General features: G+C 73.2%; 20 protein-coding genes and 1 pseudogene. All 21 read right to left on the reverse strand.

All coding sequences use genetic code 11. From position 1 onward, the window contains the following. Positions 1-109 precede the first annotated feature (109 nt). A complete protein-coding gene (locus IH44_RS0128065) occupies positions 110-949 on the reverse strand; it encodes an endonuclease/exonuclease/phosphatase family protein (protein ID WP_030462542.1) in 840 nt (279 codons plus the stop codon). Further along, positions 946-1464: a hypothetical protein gene (locus tag IH44_RS0128070; protein WP_030462543.1), complete on the reverse strand. Its 519-nt coding sequence runs from the start codon at positions 1462-1464 to the stop codon at positions 946-948. Before IH44_RS0128070 ends, IH44_RS0128065 begins: the two co-directional genes overlap by 4 nt. A gap of 218 nt (positions 1465-1682) precedes the next feature. After that, positions 1683-2300: a DUF5753 domain-containing protein gene (locus IH44_RS0128075; protein WP_035956624.1), complete on the reverse strand. Its 618-nt coding sequence runs from the start codon at positions 2298-2300 to the stop codon at positions 1683-1685. A 49-nt stretch (positions 2301-2349) separates the two neighbouring features. Further along, positions 2350-2997, reverse strand: coding sequence for a 2'-5' RNA ligase family protein (locus IH44_RS0128080; RefSeq protein WP_030462545.1), 648 nt, complete (start codon positions 2995-2997; stop codon positions 2350-2352). Between the two features lie 29 nt (positions 2998-3026). After that, positions 3027-3698, reverse strand: coding sequence for a 2'-5' RNA ligase family protein (locus IH44_RS0128085; RefSeq protein WP_157852489.1), 672 nt, complete (start codon positions 3696-3698; stop codon positions 3027-3029). A gap of 46 nt (positions 3699-3744) precedes the next feature. Beyond that, positions 3745-5742, reverse strand: a complete 1998-nt coding sequence (locus IH44_RS0128090; RefSeq protein ID WP_035956627.1) for an ABC transporter ATP-binding protein — start codon at positions 5740-5742, stop codon at positions 3745-3747. Positions 5743-5789: 47 nt separating this feature from the next. Beyond that, on the reverse strand, positions 5790-6428 hold the full coding sequence (locus tag IH44_RS0128095; RefSeq protein WP_081967171.1) for an NUDIX domain-containing protein: 639 nt from the start codon (positions 6426-6428) through the stop codon (positions 5790-5792). Continuing rightward, positions 6425-6661 (reverse strand): hypothetical protein, encoded by a 237-nt coding sequence (locus IH44_RS0128100; protein WP_030462549.1) that lies wholly within the window; start codon positions 6659-6661, stop codon positions 6425-6427. The genes IH44_RS0128095 and IH44_RS0128100 overlap by 4 nt, the downstream gene beginning before the upstream one ends. Next, on the reverse strand, positions 6658-7140 hold the full coding sequence (locus tag IH44_RS0128105; protein WP_030462550.1) for an NUDIX domain-containing protein: 483 nt from the start codon (positions 7138-7140) through the stop codon (positions 6658-6660). Before IH44_RS0128105 ends, IH44_RS0128100 begins: the two co-directional genes overlap by 4 nt. Then, the gene (locus tag IH44_RS47415; protein ID WP_198545057.1) at positions 7140-8813 is read right to left on the reverse strand and encodes an NUDIX domain-containing protein; all 1674 of its coding nucleotides are present in this window, start codon (positions 8811-8813) and stop codon (positions 7140-7142) included. The genes IH44_RS0128105 and IH44_RS47415 overlap by 1 nt, the downstream gene beginning before the upstream one ends. 14 nt (positions 8814-8827) lie before the next feature. Then, complete coding sequence (locus tag IH44_RS48595) at positions 8828-9424, reverse strand: AAA family ATPase (RefSeq protein WP_369795004.1); 597 nt, start codon at positions 9422-9424, stop codon at positions 8828-8830. 117 nt (positions 9425-9541) lie between these two features. Then, positions 9542-10360: pseudogene (locus IH44_RS49815) on the reverse strand (NUDIX domain-containing protein); the annotation flags it as partial. A gap of 5 nt (positions 10361-10365) precedes the next feature. Continuing rightward, positions 10366-10935, reverse strand: a complete 570-nt coding sequence (locus tag IH44_RS0128125) for a hypothetical protein (protein ID WP_030462552.1) — start codon at positions 10933-10935, stop codon at positions 10366-10368. Further along, positions 10935-11909, reverse strand: coding sequence for a phosphotransferase family protein (locus IH44_RS0128130; RefSeq protein ID WP_030462553.1), 975 nt, complete (start codon positions 11907-11909; stop codon positions 10935-10937). Before IH44_RS0128130 ends, IH44_RS0128125 begins: the two co-directional genes overlap by 1 nt. Next, positions 11906-12523, reverse strand: coding sequence for a hypothetical protein (locus tag IH44_RS0128135; protein ID WP_157852490.1), 618 nt, complete (start codon positions 12521-12523; stop codon positions 11906-11908). The genes IH44_RS0128130 and IH44_RS0128135 overlap by 4 nt, the downstream gene beginning before the upstream one ends. Positions 12524-12534: 11 nt before the next feature. After that, positions 12535-13797, reverse strand: a complete 1263-nt coding sequence (locus tag IH44_RS41525; protein ID WP_035956630.1) for a tetratricopeptide repeat protein — start codon at positions 13795-13797, stop codon at positions 12535-12537. Between the two features lie 79 nt (positions 13798-13876). Then, entirely contained in the window at positions 13877-14920 is a 1044-nt protein-coding gene (locus tag IH44_RS0128145) for an endonuclease/exonuclease/phosphatase family protein (RefSeq protein WP_157852491.1), read from the reverse strand. Continuing rightward, positions 14917-15942 (reverse strand): hypothetical protein, encoded by a 1026-nt coding sequence (locus IH44_RS0128150; RefSeq protein WP_030462556.1) that lies wholly within the window; start codon positions 15940-15942, stop codon positions 14917-14919. The genes IH44_RS0128145 and IH44_RS0128150 overlap by 4 nt, the downstream gene beginning before the upstream one ends. Then, complete coding sequence (locus tag IH44_RS49520) at positions 15939-16067, reverse strand: hypothetical protein (RefSeq protein WP_304414221.1); 129 nt, start codon at positions 16065-16067, stop codon at positions 15939-15941. Before IH44_RS49520 ends, IH44_RS0128150 begins: the two co-directional genes overlap by 4 nt. Next, positions 16064-16318: a glycoside hydrolase family 15 protein gene (locus IH44_RS49820; protein WP_369795005.1), complete on the reverse strand. Its 255-nt coding sequence runs from the start codon at positions 16316-16318 to the stop codon at positions 16064-16066. Before IH44_RS49820 ends, IH44_RS49520 begins: the two co-directional genes overlap by 4 nt. Beyond that, a partial coding sequence (locus IH44_RS49525) for a glycoside hydrolase family 15 protein (protein ID WP_030462557.1) occupies positions 16297-16741 on the reverse strand: 445 nt, incomplete at its 5' end. The genes IH44_RS49820 and IH44_RS49525, both read right to left, overlap by 22 nt.

Below are 16741 nucleotides of genomic sequence, written 5' to 3' on the forward strand. Positions count from 1 at the left end.
TGGATGGTTACCCCCTTCGCCCCGTTCCGGCGACGCAACACTTGCTCCCCGTTCAGCAGCAAACTCGCACCTTCTCCTGCCAGCAGGGATCTGCAAGGGGCGCACGCTCTCAGCCGCTCAGGTCGAGGTCGATGCTGACGGCGCAATGGTCGGACAGGCCGTCGTCGACGGGCAGGCGGTGGACCTGGTAGTTGGAGACTGCCGGGGCGAGGGCGGGGCTGGTCAGGATCAGGTCCTGGCGGCGCGGCACGTCGCCGGCGCCGAAGGCGGCGGTCGGCACGTGGGCCTGGCCGGCGGTGACGGCGGCGTCGACGAAGCCGGCGCGCTGCAGCAGGGCGGTCGCGCCGCGGTCGCCGACCTCGGCTTCGCCGGGCGGCAGCAGGTGCCCGTTGAGCAGGTGTGGGGCCATCGGGGACCAGTCGGGTTCGGGGTAGTCAGAGCCGATGGCGTTCAGGTCGCCGACGATCAGCGTGTGGCGGTTGGGCGCGGCGAGAACTTCGAGCGGGCCGACTTCCCGGGAGCGGTTGCGGGGGTCGAACGGGTCGAGGTGCAGGTTGCGGACCTCAAGGGTGATGCCGGGGCGGCCGGGTACGGCGAGGTTCGCCCAGCCCAACGTGTGGTGGTATCGGGCTCGGTCGTAGTCCTGGGCGATCACCTTGATGCGGCCGCTCAGCATGATCACGGAGTGGAAGCGGTGGCCACCGGTGGTCTTGTTGGCCTTAGCGAGGTAGCCGGTGGCCATGTCGATGGCAGTGACGGCCCGGTGCAGGCGCCGGCCGCCGAGCAGGTCCCAGAAGTTGCACTCCTGCAGGGCCAGGATGTCGGGCCGCAGGGCTCGGAGGAAGTCCATCTGCCCCTGCCAGCGCTCCGGCGCGCCGAGGCCGTCGTCGGCGTGGCCGCCGAACAGGGTGTTGAACGTGACGACGCGCAGCGGCCGGGGCTCGGTCATCGACTGCTCGCCGCCGCGGTGTGCTCCAGAACGAAGGCGAGCGAGGCGGCCTTGTCGTGGCCCCAGCGCCACGGCCCGGTGGCCAGCGCCATGTCGTCGTAGACGCCGTACGCCGTCGGGGAGCAGTCCTCGCGCAGGTCGAGCCAGCACGCGGCCACCGGGTCGCTCACGTCGTCGAGGCGGTGCCCGGCGCGCTCGACCAGGCCGTCGATGCGGGCGACCACGGGCTGGGTGCTTCGGGTGTCCGGGTCTGCGGTGGCGAGCGCGCGGACGTCGTCGGCGAGGACCTCCGCGACGGGCGTGTCGCTGTCGGCGGCCAGGAGGTAGTACGCCAGGGCGAGACCTGCGGCACCCTCGGTCCAGCGCTTCGGGAGGTAGTCGCCCTCTTCGCCGCCCAGTTGGGCATACGGGGTGAGTTCGGTCAGGGCCCTCTCCCAGGCGTCCGCCCAGCCGTCGGGCCCGCTGGTGCCACGCCAGCGGGCAGTCCGCTCAAGCAGCAGGGTCTGGTCGGCCATCGGGCACTCCGTTTCGGCGGGCTGCTCCACGCGCAGCCACGGCGGGCGTGATCGGGGTGATCTGCGGCCGGGGCTGGGTGAACGGCCCCGGCCGCAAGCGGACTTGAGTTCGTGTTGCTGAATCTATCGGGCACGGTGCTGCAGGGGCGGGCGATCGGACGGTTTCCCACCGCCCCAGGTCAGGGCGGAGGACGGCTTGACCTGGGGCGGTGTGCAGTTCACCAGCCGTTGAGGGCCTTGGTGATGAGGGCGCGGGCCTCGTCGCCGTAGACGGCGGACTGCGCGAGGAGGTTGAAGGCGCGGTGGAAGACGGCGACCCGCTGCTCGTCTGTAATCGTCTCCCCGCCGCGGTAGCCCTCGACCTCCACCCGGTTGTCGTCGAAGATCCCGAAGCCGTCGCCGGGGTAGACGGCCAGGCGGGCACGGGCGGGGATGACGCCGAGGGTCAGGCCGGGCAGCTTCAGGGAGTCCAGCAGGTGCTGCAGTTGCGGGCGCATGACGTCGGGGCCGCCGATCCCCGTGAGCAGCGCCTGCTCGCCGAGGAGGGTGTGGAAGGTGCGGGTGCCGTCGAAGTACCGGGCGCGTGCTACTCGTTCGGTCGCCCCGGCGGCCGGGTCGCGGTGGATGCCGTGCAAGTCGACGACCAGGCTCAGGACCTCTTTCGCGTAGTCGTAGGTCTGGAGGTTGCCCCAGACGAGGGCGTCGCTGTAGCCGCGGTAGTGGGTGGTGCGCTCCACGAGTTGGAGGAAGGCGTTCTGGACGGGGGCGGTGCCCTGCTGGAGCAGGCCGCGCCAGTCGGGCGTCGAGGCCGGGCTGCTGGCGGGAAGGTTGTTCATCGGTGTCCTCCTGGATCGGGGTGGCAGCTGCGGCAAGTCCGGCGAACCGTCAGGTGGCGGGCCCGGCGAGGGGGATGGTGGCGACGGAGGTCCAGGAGATCGTCCACGCCGTCCGGCCATCGCCCTGTCGGCGCTGCTGCCAGGTCACGTCGAGGAGATGGACGGCGTCGACGGTCAGGGGCGCGTGGCTCGGGCTGATCCGCCGTAGCTTGCTCTGTACTTCGTCGGAGTCGGCGCTGTCGTAGGCGTAGGCCAGCGTCGCGTGCGGACGTCCCCCTCCGTGGCGCAGGGCGCCTGCGCCGCGGGTTTCGCGGATTGCGGCGCGCACCCGCTCGCGCAGTTCGAGCAGGTGGTCGTCGGGCGAGAGGTCGAGCAACGCGCCGGTCGCGTTGACGATCGGCGAGCCGGCGAGGACCTCGAAGGCGGGCACGTCCGCGAGGTGGCGGTGAAGCGCCTGGGTGAGGGCGTCGCGTTCGGCGGGCGGGATGTTGTCGGAGGTGGTGTCGGCGATCATCTCGACGGTGGAGTGCAGATGGCCTGCCGTGGTGGTGACGGGGTAGGGCTCCAGTACCTCGAAGCACCGGGCCGCCAAGCGGTGGAAGTCGCCGTCCTCGGCGCGGGGCAGGGCGTAGACGTGCAGGACGCTGGCGCCGTCGACCCAGAAGGCGCCTTGATACCGCGGGGTGAAGAGGTGCACGGAAGTTCCTCCGGTTGGGGTGCGGGTGGTCAGTGGCGGGCGAGAGGCAGTTCGTGGAGGCGCTCGAAGCTGTAGCGGGGGCCGTCGGGGTGCTGGCGCTCCCACACGAGCCACAGGCTCTCCACCCGGGCGGTGGTCCGGGTGGGGGGGTGGACGGCGCGGCCGAGGTCGGAGGCGAGACGGTCGGAGCGGGCGGCCAGCTCCGGGGTGTCGGTGTCCTGGACGCCGTAGCCGCAGCTCATGTGGGCCCAGAACCGCTGCTGCGGCGGCGGGAGTTGGAGGCCGGTGGCACTCAGGCCGGTGCGCACGGCGCGGTAGAGGCGGTCGAGGTCGTCGCCGGGCCAGATGTCGACGATCCCTGCGGAGCCGGAGGCGCGGGCCGGGCCGATCTCGATGTTGAACGGGTCGAAGCGGGCCAGTGCCTCGCGGACGGCCTCGGCCGCGTGCTCCAGGTGGGCGGCGGTGACGCGGGTGCCGTGGGCGGTGCGGGCGTTGATCTTCTGGATGGTCATGTGCAGGTCGTCGGTGGCGACCGGGGCGATCACGTCCGGATACTGTGCGGCGACGGCCCTGGCCCGGTCGAAGTAGGCGGTCACCTCCGGCAGGTGCTGGGGCAGCCACAGGACGTGGGGGCGGATCCAGTCTTCGTCGGGGCCGTCGGGGGTGCCCCACCGCCGCTTCGGGTTCATGAACGCTCGCAACGGGTCTCCTTCATGACGTCGGTTCGGATGGCGATGCCGGCCGGTGTCAAGGCGCGGTGGCGGGGCGGGGCTGGTCGGGGATCCGTCCGGTTGCCGGGGTGGTGTCGTACTGCTGGGCCTGGAGCCGGTACATCCGGCCGTAGAGGGTGTCGTCGGCCATGAGCTGGGCGTGGGTGCCCTGTTCGACGAGGCGGCCGTGGTCGAGGACGGCGATGTGGTCGGCCTTGGCGGTGGCGGCGAGGCGGTGGGTGATCAGGATGATGGTGGCGCCGAGGTCGCGCAGGCGGCGGATCTGTTCGAATGCCTCGATCTCGGCGGCCGGGTCGAGCGCGCTGGTGGGTTCGTCGACGACGACCAGCGCGGGGCGGCGGCCGTCCGCGTCGGGGGTGGACAGGCGCAGGTGGGTGCGGGCGAGCGCGATGGTCTGCCACTGGCCGCCGGAGAGGTTCACCCCGCCCTCGAAGCCCTTGGCCAGCAGGGTGCGCCAGGCGTGGGGCAGGCCGTCGAGGACCCGCTGCAGTCCGGCGTAGTCCGCGGAGGCGTCCAGCTGCTCTTGCTGTAGTGGCACTTCGGGGCGGCCGAGGAGCAGGTTGGCCTCCAGGGTGAAGGCCCAGCGCTGGTAGTTCTGGTCGAGGAGGACGGTGGAGCGGAACTGCTGGTGGCGGTCTGCGTCGGCGGTGTCGACGCCGTCCCAGCGGATCCTGCCGTTCTGCGGCTGGTAGACCCCGCACAGCAGGTGGGCTAGCGTCGACTTGCCGGAGCCGTTGGCGCCGACCAGGGCGGTGACCTGGCCGCCGGGGATGGTGAGGGTGACCCGGTCGAGGGCGGGCGCCGGTTTGCCGGGGTAGGTGAAGGTGACGTCCTCGACGGTGATCGCCTTCGGATTCTCGGGCAGCGGGGTCCCGCCGGTGGGGATGGCGCGGCGGTGGCCCTCGGTGCGCAGCCGGTCGAGGTCCCTCACGAAGAGGCTCTCCTCGTAGAGGGAGTTGACCCGGTCCACCAGGCCCGCGATCCCTGCGGCTCCGGTGCGGATCGCCAGGACGGCGGTGAACGCTGAGGCGAGCGGGACGGCGTGGTCGAGGACGAGCCAGCCGAGCAGGGCGAACGCGCCGGCTGTGGCGAGGCCGGCCAGGGCGGCGGTGAGTGTGTCGGTGGTGGCCCGGGCGCGGGCGAGGCGGCTCTGCTCCCGCACCGAGGCGGCGGACATCCGCGCGTAGTGGTGCAGCAGGAACGGGCCGGAGGCGTGGACGCGCTGTTCGGCGGCCGAGTAGGGGTGGATCAGCATGTCCGCGAGGGCGGTGCTGGCTCGGTTGTGCTGGAGCATCGCTCGGGTGGAGGTGTACTGGCGGCGGGCGGTGACGACCGCGCCCCAGCCGCGTGGCGCGGTGATCAGCACCAGCATGGCGAGCAGGAGCGGGTTCAGTACGGACAGCACGCCGGCGACCGAGACCAGCGAGAGCGCGCCGGTCAGCACGGCGGTGGCCTGCCCGATGATGTTCTGCAGCGACATCGCACCCCAGCGGGCGCTGTCCACCTCGGCGAGGAACTCCGGGTCCTCGATCGCCGCCAACTCCGAGCGGCTGACCACCTCCAGGAACTCCAGCGTGGCCAACCGGAACACCGCGGGCTCCAACCGCCCCGCCGCCCAGGTCGACAGCGTCGCCAGCACCGCCGATCCGGCGGCCAGTGCTCCGGCCGCCACCACGGCCGGTGCTGCCGCCCGCATCACCTGCCCGACGTCGCCCGGTGCCAGCAGCGCGGCCAGTGCCCGGTTGACGGCGATCAGCGAGGCCGCTGCCGCGATGCCGCGCAGCACCTCGGAGACGACCAGCACGAGCAGCGCCCGCGGGCTGGCCGCCCAGGCCATCCGCCCGGCCAGCAGCAGGAACCGCGGGACCTGCCGGGCCACCGCGGCGAACGACAGCCTCCCGGCGGCTTGTTCGTGCTTGGCCCAGCCGTGGCTGTAGCGCATCGGCCCGCCGAACAGCAGTAGTTCGCTGTCGGAGACCGCCGGATCGGCGGACGCCGTGGATCCGCTGGTCACATCCAGTCCTTTCGTCGAGGATGCGGGCTGCTCCGCCCGCAGGCCGGTCAGGATTCGAGGTACGCGGCGCCCCGGTCCTCGCGCCAGGCGGTGTGGGCCGCGCGCAGGTTCCGGGCGTTGTAGGGCTCCATCACGCCCGGCACGCACGCCTCCTCCAGGTCCCACCAGCGCCAGCCCAGCAACTCCCGCTCCGGCGTGCGGATCCGCTCCTGCGCTTCGGGGGCGAGGGTGGCGTGGAAGGTGAACACGTGGCAGGGGTAGGCGTGTTCGCTCGCGGCGGCGCCGGGGAACAGCTCCGCGCGGGTGGTCATCCAGTTGTAGACGAGCAGGCGTCCGACCGTGGCCGGGACGCCGAGTTCCTCCGAGACCTCGCGGGCGCAGGTCGCGGCGGGCGGCTCGCCCCACTCGGCCTTCCCGCCGGGCAGGACCCACGTGCGGGCGCGGGCGTGGTGGACGAGGAGGACCTCCCCGTTCCCGCGGGTGATCAGTGCGCCGGCGGCGGCCGAGGACACGGCGCGCCCCACTCGTTGGGCGTCGGACACGGCCTTGCTCCTTACTTCCGGGGCCGCCTTGGAGGGCGGACGGTTGGGCAGTGGCGGGCGGCGCAGGTGGCCGGGCGGGTACTCGGTCACTTCGTGCCGGCCGGTGCGCGGTCGGCGCTCGGCGGCATGGCGGGGGTCGTTCATGTCGCGGGCGGTGGGAACGGCCAGCCGACGGCGTCCGCGCGGGTCAGCTCCCGGTGCACGGTCCCGTCGGGCCTGTAGGTGGTCCGGTACAGGAACACGGCGCCTTCGCCGAGCCGGGCGACGCCTTCCTCGACCACCGGCACCCGGTCGGCGACGGCTCGCACCCGCTGGTCGAGGTCGGCCAGGGCGTCGGGAGGGGCTGCCGGGCGCCGGTGGCGGCCGGTGCCGCTCACTCGACGAGCCGGTAGTAGTCGGGTGAGCCGTCGAAGCCGTAGGTGGCGAACGCCGGGCCGGCGGACAGGTACGCCTCCAGTGCGCTCCTCGACGACGGGAACATCGGCCCGGGCAGCGCGCCGGCCGGTGCCCAGCGGACCGCCAAATGCTTGGCCGGCTCGGCGTTGACCAGCTCACCGGTGAACTCTCCGGTCGCGAACACGAACAGCAGGAACTGGCCGAGCCCGTCCCAGCCCTCCTTCACCTGGACCGTGTGGACCAGGCGCAGGTCGGCGGGCGCGACGACCAGACTGGTTTCCTCGCGCAGCTCCCGCGCCGCCGCGACATCGATCTCCTCCCCGGCCTCGACCTTCCCGCCCGGGATCGTCCACGCCGGGCCCGGCGTCCAACTGCGCTTCCCGTAGTGGACAGTGGCGATCCGGTCGGTCGCCCTGTCGTGGACGATGACGCTCACAGCCAGCCTGTTCGCGGCGCTCATCAGCTGCCCTGCCTTCCTCGACGGGTCGTGTCGGCACCGGCGGCCGGATCGGGTCGGGCGGCGGTGCGCTGCGCGGTCAGCAGGACGGCCGCGAGGGTACCGGCCTCGGTGATCCGGCCGTCGCCGCACATCTGCACCGCCTCCTCCAGAGGGACCCAGCGCAGAGTCATGTCCGCTTCGCTTGCCTCCCGCTGGTGCGCGCCGACGCTCAGCCCCCGGGCGAGGTAGAGGTGTTCAAGGGTCTGCGCGCCGGCGGGCATCCGCCACATCGCCGCCAACAGCTCGACCTCCGCGGCGCGGATGCCCGCTTCCTCCGCCAGTTCCCGCAGGGCCGCGTCCCGCGGATCCTCGCCCGCCTCGCACCCGCCGCCGGGACACAGCAGCAGCCGCCGGCCGCAGGCGTAGACGTACTCCTCCACCAGGGCGATCCGGCCCCGGTCGTCGAGCGCCACGACACGCACCCCGTTCCGGAACTGGGTGTACTCGTACGTCCCCACGCTCCCGTCGGGGCGCCGGACCGAGTCGCGGCGCACCGACAGCCGCGCCCCCGTGAACTCGACGCTCGACGACAGCGTGGCCCAGCCGTCGCCGCCGACTCCTGTGTCCGGCCGTGCTGCGCCGGACCGCCCTGCAGCGCCCTCCTGCGCGGCGCTGCCCCGCCCGTCCCGGACGACGGCGGTGCGCTGCCCGGCGTTCTCCTGCACGCGGCGGAGCGCAGCGGCGTGATGGTCGCAGATCAGCTGCCGGGTGGAGGCGCGCAGCCGCAGCCGGTGCAGGTCCTCAAGGCCGAACCAGTGCAACAGGACGCCCTCGCGCAGGTCCGCCTCGCGCGGGTCGCCCTGCCACTGCGCGGCGAAGATCTGGATCGGCACCGCCAACCCGTTCGCCCCGGTCGTCCACTCGACGGCGAGGGGTTCCACCTCCCCGAGGCGCAACCCCGGCACCTCCTCGGCGAGTTCACGGCGCAGCGTCCCCTCCAGGCTGCCGTCGCCGGGTTCCGCGCCGCCGCCGAGGAGGCTGAACTCGCCCGGGGCCCAGATGTGGTCGAAGTCGTCGCGCAGGTGCAGCAGGTAGCGGCCGGAGCCGTCGTGGATCAGCACCGAGGCGTTCACGGGCTCCGGCTTCCCGTCCAGGCGGGCGGCGCACAGCTTGGCGCGCAGCGACGGTGAGGCGACCTCGTCGACGGGGCGCCACTGGAAGCCGTCGGCGTCCTGGGCCCGCAGCGCGGTCCCGAAGGCTGCGGTGTCGGCGAGGTAGAAGGCGAAGCGAACGTCGTAGCGCCGGTGAACGCCTTCGCCCGTGCCGGGGTTCGGCGCGATCTCCTCCACCTCGATGTCGACGGCCCCGTCGAGCAGCTGCGGGACCAGGCACAGCGCCCCGGGCGGGACGCCGGCCCTCTCGGCCTCGCGCAGCGCGGCGGCCAGCAGACCGCCGCCGGCGTCCTCCTCCCGGCCGACGGAGCAGGGCGCCGACCCGTCGACGCCGGGCCGGATGTGCAGGACCTGAAGGTCGCGGTCGATGACGACCGCGCTGGACGTGACGTGCGCGCTCAGGCTCCTGCCGCCCTCTGGACCTGCTGTGGTGAGCAGCGGTTGCAGCTGGGCGCGCTCGGCGGGGTGGCGCTCCAGGTAGGTGCGGGTGGTGTCGGTGAGGGCGTCGGTGGGCGGCGGCAAGCGTGGCTCCTTCGTCAACAGGCTGAAACGGTCGGCGGGTTGGAATCGGAAGGGTGCTGGACGCCGCGGGCGGGCAGGGTGTCGAGGCCGGTGTCGCGCATGATCAGCTCCACCGTGGCGGCCAGCGTGCTGTCGGCGCCGACGACGGTCTCGATGCCGCCGGGCAGCAGGTCGCGCTCGCGGTACCACTCGCGCAGGTGCCGCTCGGTGACGTTGGCCAGCAGCTGGGGGTCCTGCTTCGTGGCATGACGGCGCAGAGTTTCCTCGAACGGCACGTCGAGGTAGTAGCAGCGGGTGACGCCCGCGTGGTCGCAGGACAGGCGATGGAGCATGTCGCCGTAGCGCTCGGCGGACAGGATGCCCTCGACCACGACGTGGTAGCCGGCATCCAGCGCGTAGCGAGCGGTGGTGTCGATGAGGCCGATGTTCGCGCCGCCGTGCCGGTCGTGCTCGCGCAGCACGACCCGGCGCAGGACATCCTGGCCGACGATCGCCAGGCCCCGCCCGAACGCCTCCCGCAGCCCGGCGGCCACCGACGACTTGCCCGACGCGGAGTTCCCTCGCACGATCACCAGCCGGCTCTGCGGACTCCCCACGGCCGCCGCGGGCACCGTCCGTTCCTGGCCACCGGCCGTTCCCGTCGTCGGCCAGCCGAAGACGGACAGCGGGCGGCCGGCGGCGATCTCGGCGAGGGCGGCGGCCGTGTAGGCGACGGTCGGATCTGGCAACGCCTCCAGCGGCCAGTACCTCAGCTCCGAGCACTTGTCGGGCTCCCGGTTGGTGATCGATCCGGTGTACGAGCGGGCGGTGAAGAACAGCTGCAGCCGTCCCAGGCCGTCGTCGGCATCGAGGTGGTGCAAGGTGTGGACAAGAACCAGGTCCTCCTCGCGGATCCGGATGCCGAGTTCCTCCTCGGCCTCCCGGGCCATGCCGCGCAGCACCGACTCCCCGGCTTCGAGGTGGCCGGCCGGGGTGTGCCAGCACCCTTCGGCGAACGAGGTGTTGGCACGACGGCCCAACAGCACCTTGCCGTCCTCGACCAGCACCAGGTGGACCCCCACCACCGGGGTGTGCGACACAGGACTTCTCCTTCCTCGGAAAGGGAATGCGGCCACGGGCGGGGCAGCCGCCCGCATCCGGGCACGGCGGAGCAGCGATCGACCGAGTGACCGACCCTCGTACGTGAGTGCGCTCGCGGACGTCTCACCGTAGGCGGCAGGCCGGGCCTGTGTCGGCGTGTCCCGGGGGACACCACACGATCCGGTGAATCGCGTCAACTGGTCATATTTGCAACGCTGTTGCCGACCGGCACGGGCACTCTCCCACTCGCCACTGACAGCGAGGGCTCGGGAGTGCCAGGCACCCGTCGAGGCCCCGCACCCGGTGGCCTGCAGCAGGATTCGCCACGGCGCGGACAGGGGCTGGCCCCGCAGGAGCAGGTGCTTGGACGGGAAGGAGTCCGACCCCAGCGACTGCCTCGACTCGACTCCCACGGTCCCGGTGGGGCAAGGCCGGACCCGCGTCGCGGGCACTGCGAGAAGGGACATCGCGGCTACCCGACCACGATCCGGTAGGTGTTGTGCTCATGGTAGGAACTGCCGTATCCCGGCCAGCAGTCGAAGCAGTTGGCGATGTTCAGGGTGGTGGTGCCGGGGTGCCGGGCCTTGAGGACCAGGTAGAGGTCGCCGCCGTCGCCCATGGTCTCGATCCATCCGCGGGGAGGTACTTCGTCGGCTCCGACGAAGACGAGCACGTCCAGGTCGGGCAACGGATCGGTGGGCCGGTGGTCCGTGCCGGGGGCCACGGCGAGGTGCCAGTGCAGAGAGAACAGCTGGCCCGGGCGGACGTGGATCACGGTGGCGTCCTTGGAGAACACCGTGCCGTGGACCATGTGGCCGCGGGCCGGGGCTGCCGGGGCGGTCAGCAGCGGTAGCAGCGCCAGCGCCAGAACGAGCCGACGCGCGGCCCGCCGCCAGGGCGGACGCACCGTGCACCAGCGGCCGGCCGGGGTGCGGGTCGGTCCTGCGACGAGCAGGGACGGAGGGAGGTGTCGGGCTGCGGCGGTTGCGCTGTTCTCGCTCCGACCGGACATGCTCTCGCCCGCGGTCGTGTCGGCGGTCATCAGGAGGCGTGCCGGGTCGTTGCAGCGGGCGCGGGCTCCTCGGCGATGTAGAACGGCGCCCAATCCCAGGGGAAGGGGCGGTCCTCCAGGAGGGTGGCCAGCCGCAGTTCCGCCTCGGGGCGGGCTTCGGGGCGAATGCGGTCGGCCCAGTCGAGGTAGAACAGGCACGAGTTGATGCCCATGATCGGTACCAGCAGCTCGTACAGCCCCGGGTCGGCGGCGGCGATGTCGTAGCCGTACCCGTCCACCCACTCCTCGTGCTCCCGCGGGTCTTTGCCGAACACGTCGCGGGCGAAGGCGCTGGCGGCTTGGTCCCAGGCGGGGTCGCCGCGGCCGAAGGTCTCCAGGTCGAGGAGCGCCGCTTCCCCGTCCTTGGGAAGGGCGGCGTTGGTGACGGTGATGTCGTTGTGCGTCAGGCAGAGTTCAGACCGGCGGGCCTGGTGGTAGGCGGCGGCGGCGGTGGTGAGGAGGAGGCGCAGACCGGTACGGCCGCTGTCGGCGACGGCGCTCGGGCGCAGTCGGTCCAGACGCGCGTACGCGCGGGCGACCTTGTCCACGCGGACGACGTCGACCCCGGCCAGCCGCGGGAGGAGGTGGAGGCGGCGGATGAGAGCGCCGTGCTGGCGCTGGCTGGGGTGATTCGGCCCCAGGTCTTCGGTGAAGTCGACCAGGTGGCCGCGGGCCACGCTGATGCGTCCGACCGGCGCGGCGGTGGGGAAGCCGGCGGCCAGCAGGGCATCCGCTGTACGGGCCTGGCGCACCACGTCGGCGTAGTGGGTGGAGCGGCTGTGGACCTTGCCGACCACACCGCTGTTGGGCAGGCGGAAGACCCAGTTCCTGGCGTCGTGCAGCAGCTCGGCGCCGTCCGGGTCGAACCCCTGGTTCAGGGCCGCGTCGGTGAGCGCCTGCCGGGCGGTGTCGGCAGGGTCCGGCGCCTCGGCCGTGAGCAGGAGGCCGGATAGGGAGCTGATCATCGAGGTCCTTCAGGTGCTGGGTGGAGAAGGTGGTCCCGGCCGGTGTCCGAGGGCAGGCTGTCGACCTCTGCCGAAGACGGTGGCGGTTGTCGGCGCGGTACCCGGGGCAGGGCGATCGCGCCGTTGACCACTGCGGCGACGGCGCCGTCGAACGTGCTGGAGACGCCGAGCTTTCGGTGGAGCCGCCGGAGGCGGTGCGCGTGTGCGTCGAGGGTGCGGCCGAGGTGGCGTGCGGCCTGGCAGCGGTCCAGGCCCGACGCGGCCAGCAGCAGGGCGCAGGTCTCCTGGTCGGTCAGGGCGGGTGGCTGCGGCCACCACGGGGCGACGTCCTCCGTCGGGACGATGCGGTGCGCCAGCCCGACCAACGCGGCCGTCAACGGGGTGCGCGTGCCGAGGCGGTCGTAGATCCGTCTCATCCTCCATCGCAGGGAGTCGGGCGCGATCCCCAGCTGCCGGCAGGTAAGCCGGCGCGGGGAGCCGCTGGCGAAGAGACGGAAGGTGTCGACGTACAGGGGCGACCAGCCGGTCGGTTCCGGCGCGGCGGCGACGGCCGCCTCGAACCGCTCCGTGGCCAGTGCCATCGCTCCCTTGACCTGCCGCACGAACGTGGGCATCCCGCGGTCCGTCACCGGCCTTCGGCTCCGTGCAGCAACCCGGCCAGCCGCTGGGTGTCGCTGGTGCGGCCGAGCGCCTGGAACATCCCGAGGGAGGCGTTGAACCAGATCCCGGCCGTCTTCTCATCGCCGGCGCGGCGGGCGGCCTCGCCGAGCATCAGCATGGTCCGGGCGACCCAGTGCTGAGCCCCGATCTCGGCGAACTGGCCCAGCGCCCTGGAGAGGTGGGCGGTGGCTTCGGGGCGTCCTCCGGCGGCGGAGTGGGCTTCGCCGAGGAAAGCCAGGGCCCGGCCGGTGTTGACGCCGTCGTGTCCGGGGAGGGCGGCGAGTAGCCGCAGGGCCTCCTCCAGCAGGTCGATCGCGGGCGCGGGCTCGCCGAGCGCGGTGCGGCAGGAGCCGAGGAGGATGAGGGCTAGGGCGAGGTCGCGGGGCTGGCCGAGCGGTCGCAGCAGTTCCCGGGCCTGCTCCAGGTGCGGCAGGGCCTGGTCGTAGCGTCCGGCGGCGTGGTGGCAGGCGCCGATGCCGCGGGTGTGCTGGGCGATGCCCGCTTCGTCTCCGGTGGCGGCGGCGATCTCGCGGGCGCGGGTCAGGTGCGCGATGGCAGCGTCGTGGCGGCCTTGGTCGCGGTGGCCCATGGCGAGGGTGTGGAGCATGCTGCGGACCGCGGTCTGGTCGTGGCAGCGCTCGGCGGCGAGCAGGCCCTGCTCGTGGACGGGGATCCACAGGTCGCGGTCGCGCACGAGGTGGAAGTAGGCGTAGCAGGCGACGACGAGGGCGAGGGCCGCGGCGTCCTCGCGGGTCTGGCGGGCGGCGGCCAGGACGGCGAGCAGGGAGGGGGCCGTCGACTGCAGCCAGGAGCGGGCCTCCGGGCTGTTGGTGAGTCGCAGGGCTTGGCCGGGCCGGTGCCGGCGGGCGGACGGGGGGCTCAGGCGGTGGTTGGGGGTGAGCAGTCGGCTGGCCTGCTCCGCGGTGTCCACGAGGGCGTCCAGGTAGCGTCCGAGGGTCTCGGGGCCGACCTGCGGGACCAAGGCGCGAGCCTGGGAGGCGATGTCGGGGTGGAGCGAGTAGAGGGTGCCGCGGACAGCGCCGCCGGGGGCAGCAGTGAGCAGCCCCTTCCCGGTGAGGGAGCGCATCAACTCGTGTGCCAGGCGGGGTGGGATGCCGACCGCCGCGGCGGCGGTGGGCACGTCGGCGGCGGCCGGCAGGTGTGCGAGGCGCGCCAGCAGGGCTTCCTCGTCGACGGGCAGCTCGGCGAACGGCTGGGCAGTGACCAACGGAGTCCCCAGTTCAAGTCGGTTGTGACGGAAGGGTGTTCGGGGCCGCCCCGCGGCACGGGGCGGGGCGGCCCGGCGGTCAGCGGAGCCCGGCGGCGATCTCGCGGGCGATGCGGGCGGTCTTGAACTCGACCCGGTCGGCAGCCAGCTGCTGGCGGCGTTCGTCGCGTCGGGCGGCTGCGGCGGTGACGGCGTCGCGCAGGGCGGGCAGGTGGAAGACGGTGAGGATCGGGTGGTGGTCGGAGACGTCGTCGTAGCCGGCCAGCACCTCCAGGTGCACGGCGGCCAGGGCGAGGGGCTCGTCGGCGTAGACGCGGCAGCCGCGTCCGGCCGGGCTCTGCCCCGGGGCGCGCAGCACGGTGCTGCTGGTGGGCCGCATCGCCTCCTCGGTGTTCAGCAGGCGGGCGATGTCGTTGAGGCCCTGGGTGGTGAGGTCCTCGTCCACGCGGGTCGCGGTGATCCGGCCGGCGCCGTGCACGTAGAAGGAGCGGTCGTGCCAGTGGGCGCGGTTCGCGTCCCGGCTGCGGTCGATCTGCTCGCCGGCCGGGTCCTCGTTGAAGTCGCCGATGATCAGGCGCGGCTGGCTCTGCAAATTGGAGACGTTCTCGGCGGCGATCAGGCGCTCGGTGGGCGAGCAGTAGCTGAGGTGGAGGCCGGCGACGGTGAAGCTGCCCGGCACGCGCCCGCTGGTGCCCTGGCGCAGGGTGAACTCGACGTTCGCCCTGGGGATCCTGGGGTCCCGGGAGTTCGGCTTCTGGTGGTTGTGCAGGGCGACCAGCTGGCCGGCGGGCCGGACGAAGATGACGGTGCGGTGGGCGGTGACGTCCGTGCCGGCGCTGGGGTGGGCGTCCATGCCGAGCATCCGCGCGGCGTTCTCGATCTGCTCCTCGCACAGCTCGCCCAGGACGACCAGGTCCGGGTCGTACCGCTTGGCGATCAGGCAGACCTCTTCGAGGTCCTGGCCGTGGTCGGTGGTCCACGACAGGACGGACAGGTACTGCGAGCGCGGCAGCGGCAGCGGCGGGAAGCCGGGCAGCGGGACGGGCAGGGCGGCCAGGTCGAGCATGGGTTCCTTCGTCTCGTCTCGGGCGGTGCGGTAGGACGGGGCCGGCGGCGTGCTCACGGCGCGCCGGTCGTGATGGCGGCGGTGACGGCCTCGGAGGCCAGGGCGAGCGCCTGGATGAGCCGGTTGTCCAGGTGCGGCGGCAGCGCACCCGTCCCCAGCCCCGCCTGCTCGACGATCGACGCCAGCTCCTTGCGGTCGGTGTCCGGGAGGCGGGCGGCGAGGGGGTGCTCCAGCAGGGCGCGGGCGCTGTACCCGTCGGGCCTCTCCAGGTAGGTCCCGTGGGCCTCGCACAGCGTGGTGAGCTGGCCGGTGAGCACGTGCTTGTCGGGGCAGGGGCCGAGCAGGGTGCAGACGACGGCGAGTGCGGCGGCCACGACGTGCTCCCACGGGGTGTGGCGGTCGAGGCGGATCCGGGCCAACCGTGTAGCGGCGATCTGGTGCCGGCCGCCGAGAGCGAGGGCGATCGTCGCCAGCTGCAGCGCGGCGCCCGGGCCGGGCGACGGGGTCGGGTCGGCCATCAGGGTGCCCCGGGCCCTCTCCCAGTCGCCCTGGCGCGCCAGCGCGTGGGCCAGGGGCAGCAGGGAGATCCCCTCCCACCAGTCGTAGAGCACGGCGCGGTCGTCGTCGGCGCTCAGGCCGGCCAGCGACAGGGTGCCGACGGCGGGGGTCTCGGCGTCCCGGTTCGTCCCGATCGCCAGCGAGATCGCCTCCAGCAGCGCGATGGCCGTGCCGGGGTGGCCTTCGCGGACCAGGAGTTCGGCGTGGGTGAGCTGCGACGTCAGCGCGCACATGGCGAGCGGACCGGGCAGCGGGCGCGCTTGGAGGACCAGGGCGGTGTGGAGATTGCACAGCGCGTACGCCGTCCCGGGCCGGCCCTGGTCGACGTGCAACTGGGCCGCCCGGCGGTGCACCTCGGCGGCCAGGACCGCGTCCGCGTGGTCGGCGGCGCTGCGGGCGGAGGCCGCGATCTCCTCCAACCGCTGCTCCAGCGGCGGCGCCACCCTGGAGGTGGCTTCGGGCGTCAGGGGGAAGCGGGCGAGCGCCATGCCGAGGGCACCGGCGGGCAGGGTCGCGGTCACCGGCTCACCTGCCCCGCCAGCTCCACCGTCCGGGCAGGGGCCGTGAAGGAGGTGCGAGTCGCCTGCTCGGGGACGAACACCCAGGGAGCAGGGCGGTCGCCGAAACGGACGGCCGCGTCGGTCAAGGCCCACATGCTGAACGCCTGCGGGTAGTTGCCCAGATGGCGGCGGGCGACGGGGTCGTACTCCTCGGCGAGCAGCCCCAGGTCGCTGCGCGCCCGTCGACGTTCGCGCCGGCGCGCTGCTCGGTGGCGTAGCGCAGGACCAGGCCGTCCTCGGTGAGGTCGCGCTGGATGGCCTCGACAGTGGCGACGACGCGCTCGTCGTCGGCGGGGAGGAAGCCGACCAGCGGGATCAGCAGCAGGGAGGCGTCCAGGGTCCGGCCGCCGTAGTACTGGGTGAACCGCGCAGCTCGGCGAGGTGGAGCAGGAGGGCGGGGTCGGCGTCCGGGCGGCGCGCCAGCAGGCGCACGGTGCGGTCGACGGCGACCCAGCACATGACCTTGGAGTGGGTGAAGTGCCGGGCGGGGCCGCGGATCTCCCAGATCCCCTCGTCCGCCTGGCGCCAGCGCTCCTCCACCTGCCGCACCAGCGCCAGCAGCAGTTCGTCGACCCGGGGGTCGGCCGGCAGTCCTGCCTCTTCGGCCAGCAGCAGGGTGTCGACGAGCTCGCCGTAGACGTCGAGCTGGAGCTGCCCGGCGGCGCCGTTGCCCAGGCGCACCGGCCGGGAGTCCTCGTAGCCGGGCAGGTGGTCCAGCACCCGCTCGGTGAGGTCGGTGGAGCCGTCGAGGCGGTAGATC

The organism is Kitasatospora sp. NRRL B-11411, from assembly GCF_000721345.1.
GTDB lineage: Bacteria > Actinomycetota > Actinomycetes > Streptomycetales > Streptomycetaceae > Kitasatospora > Kitasatospora cineracea.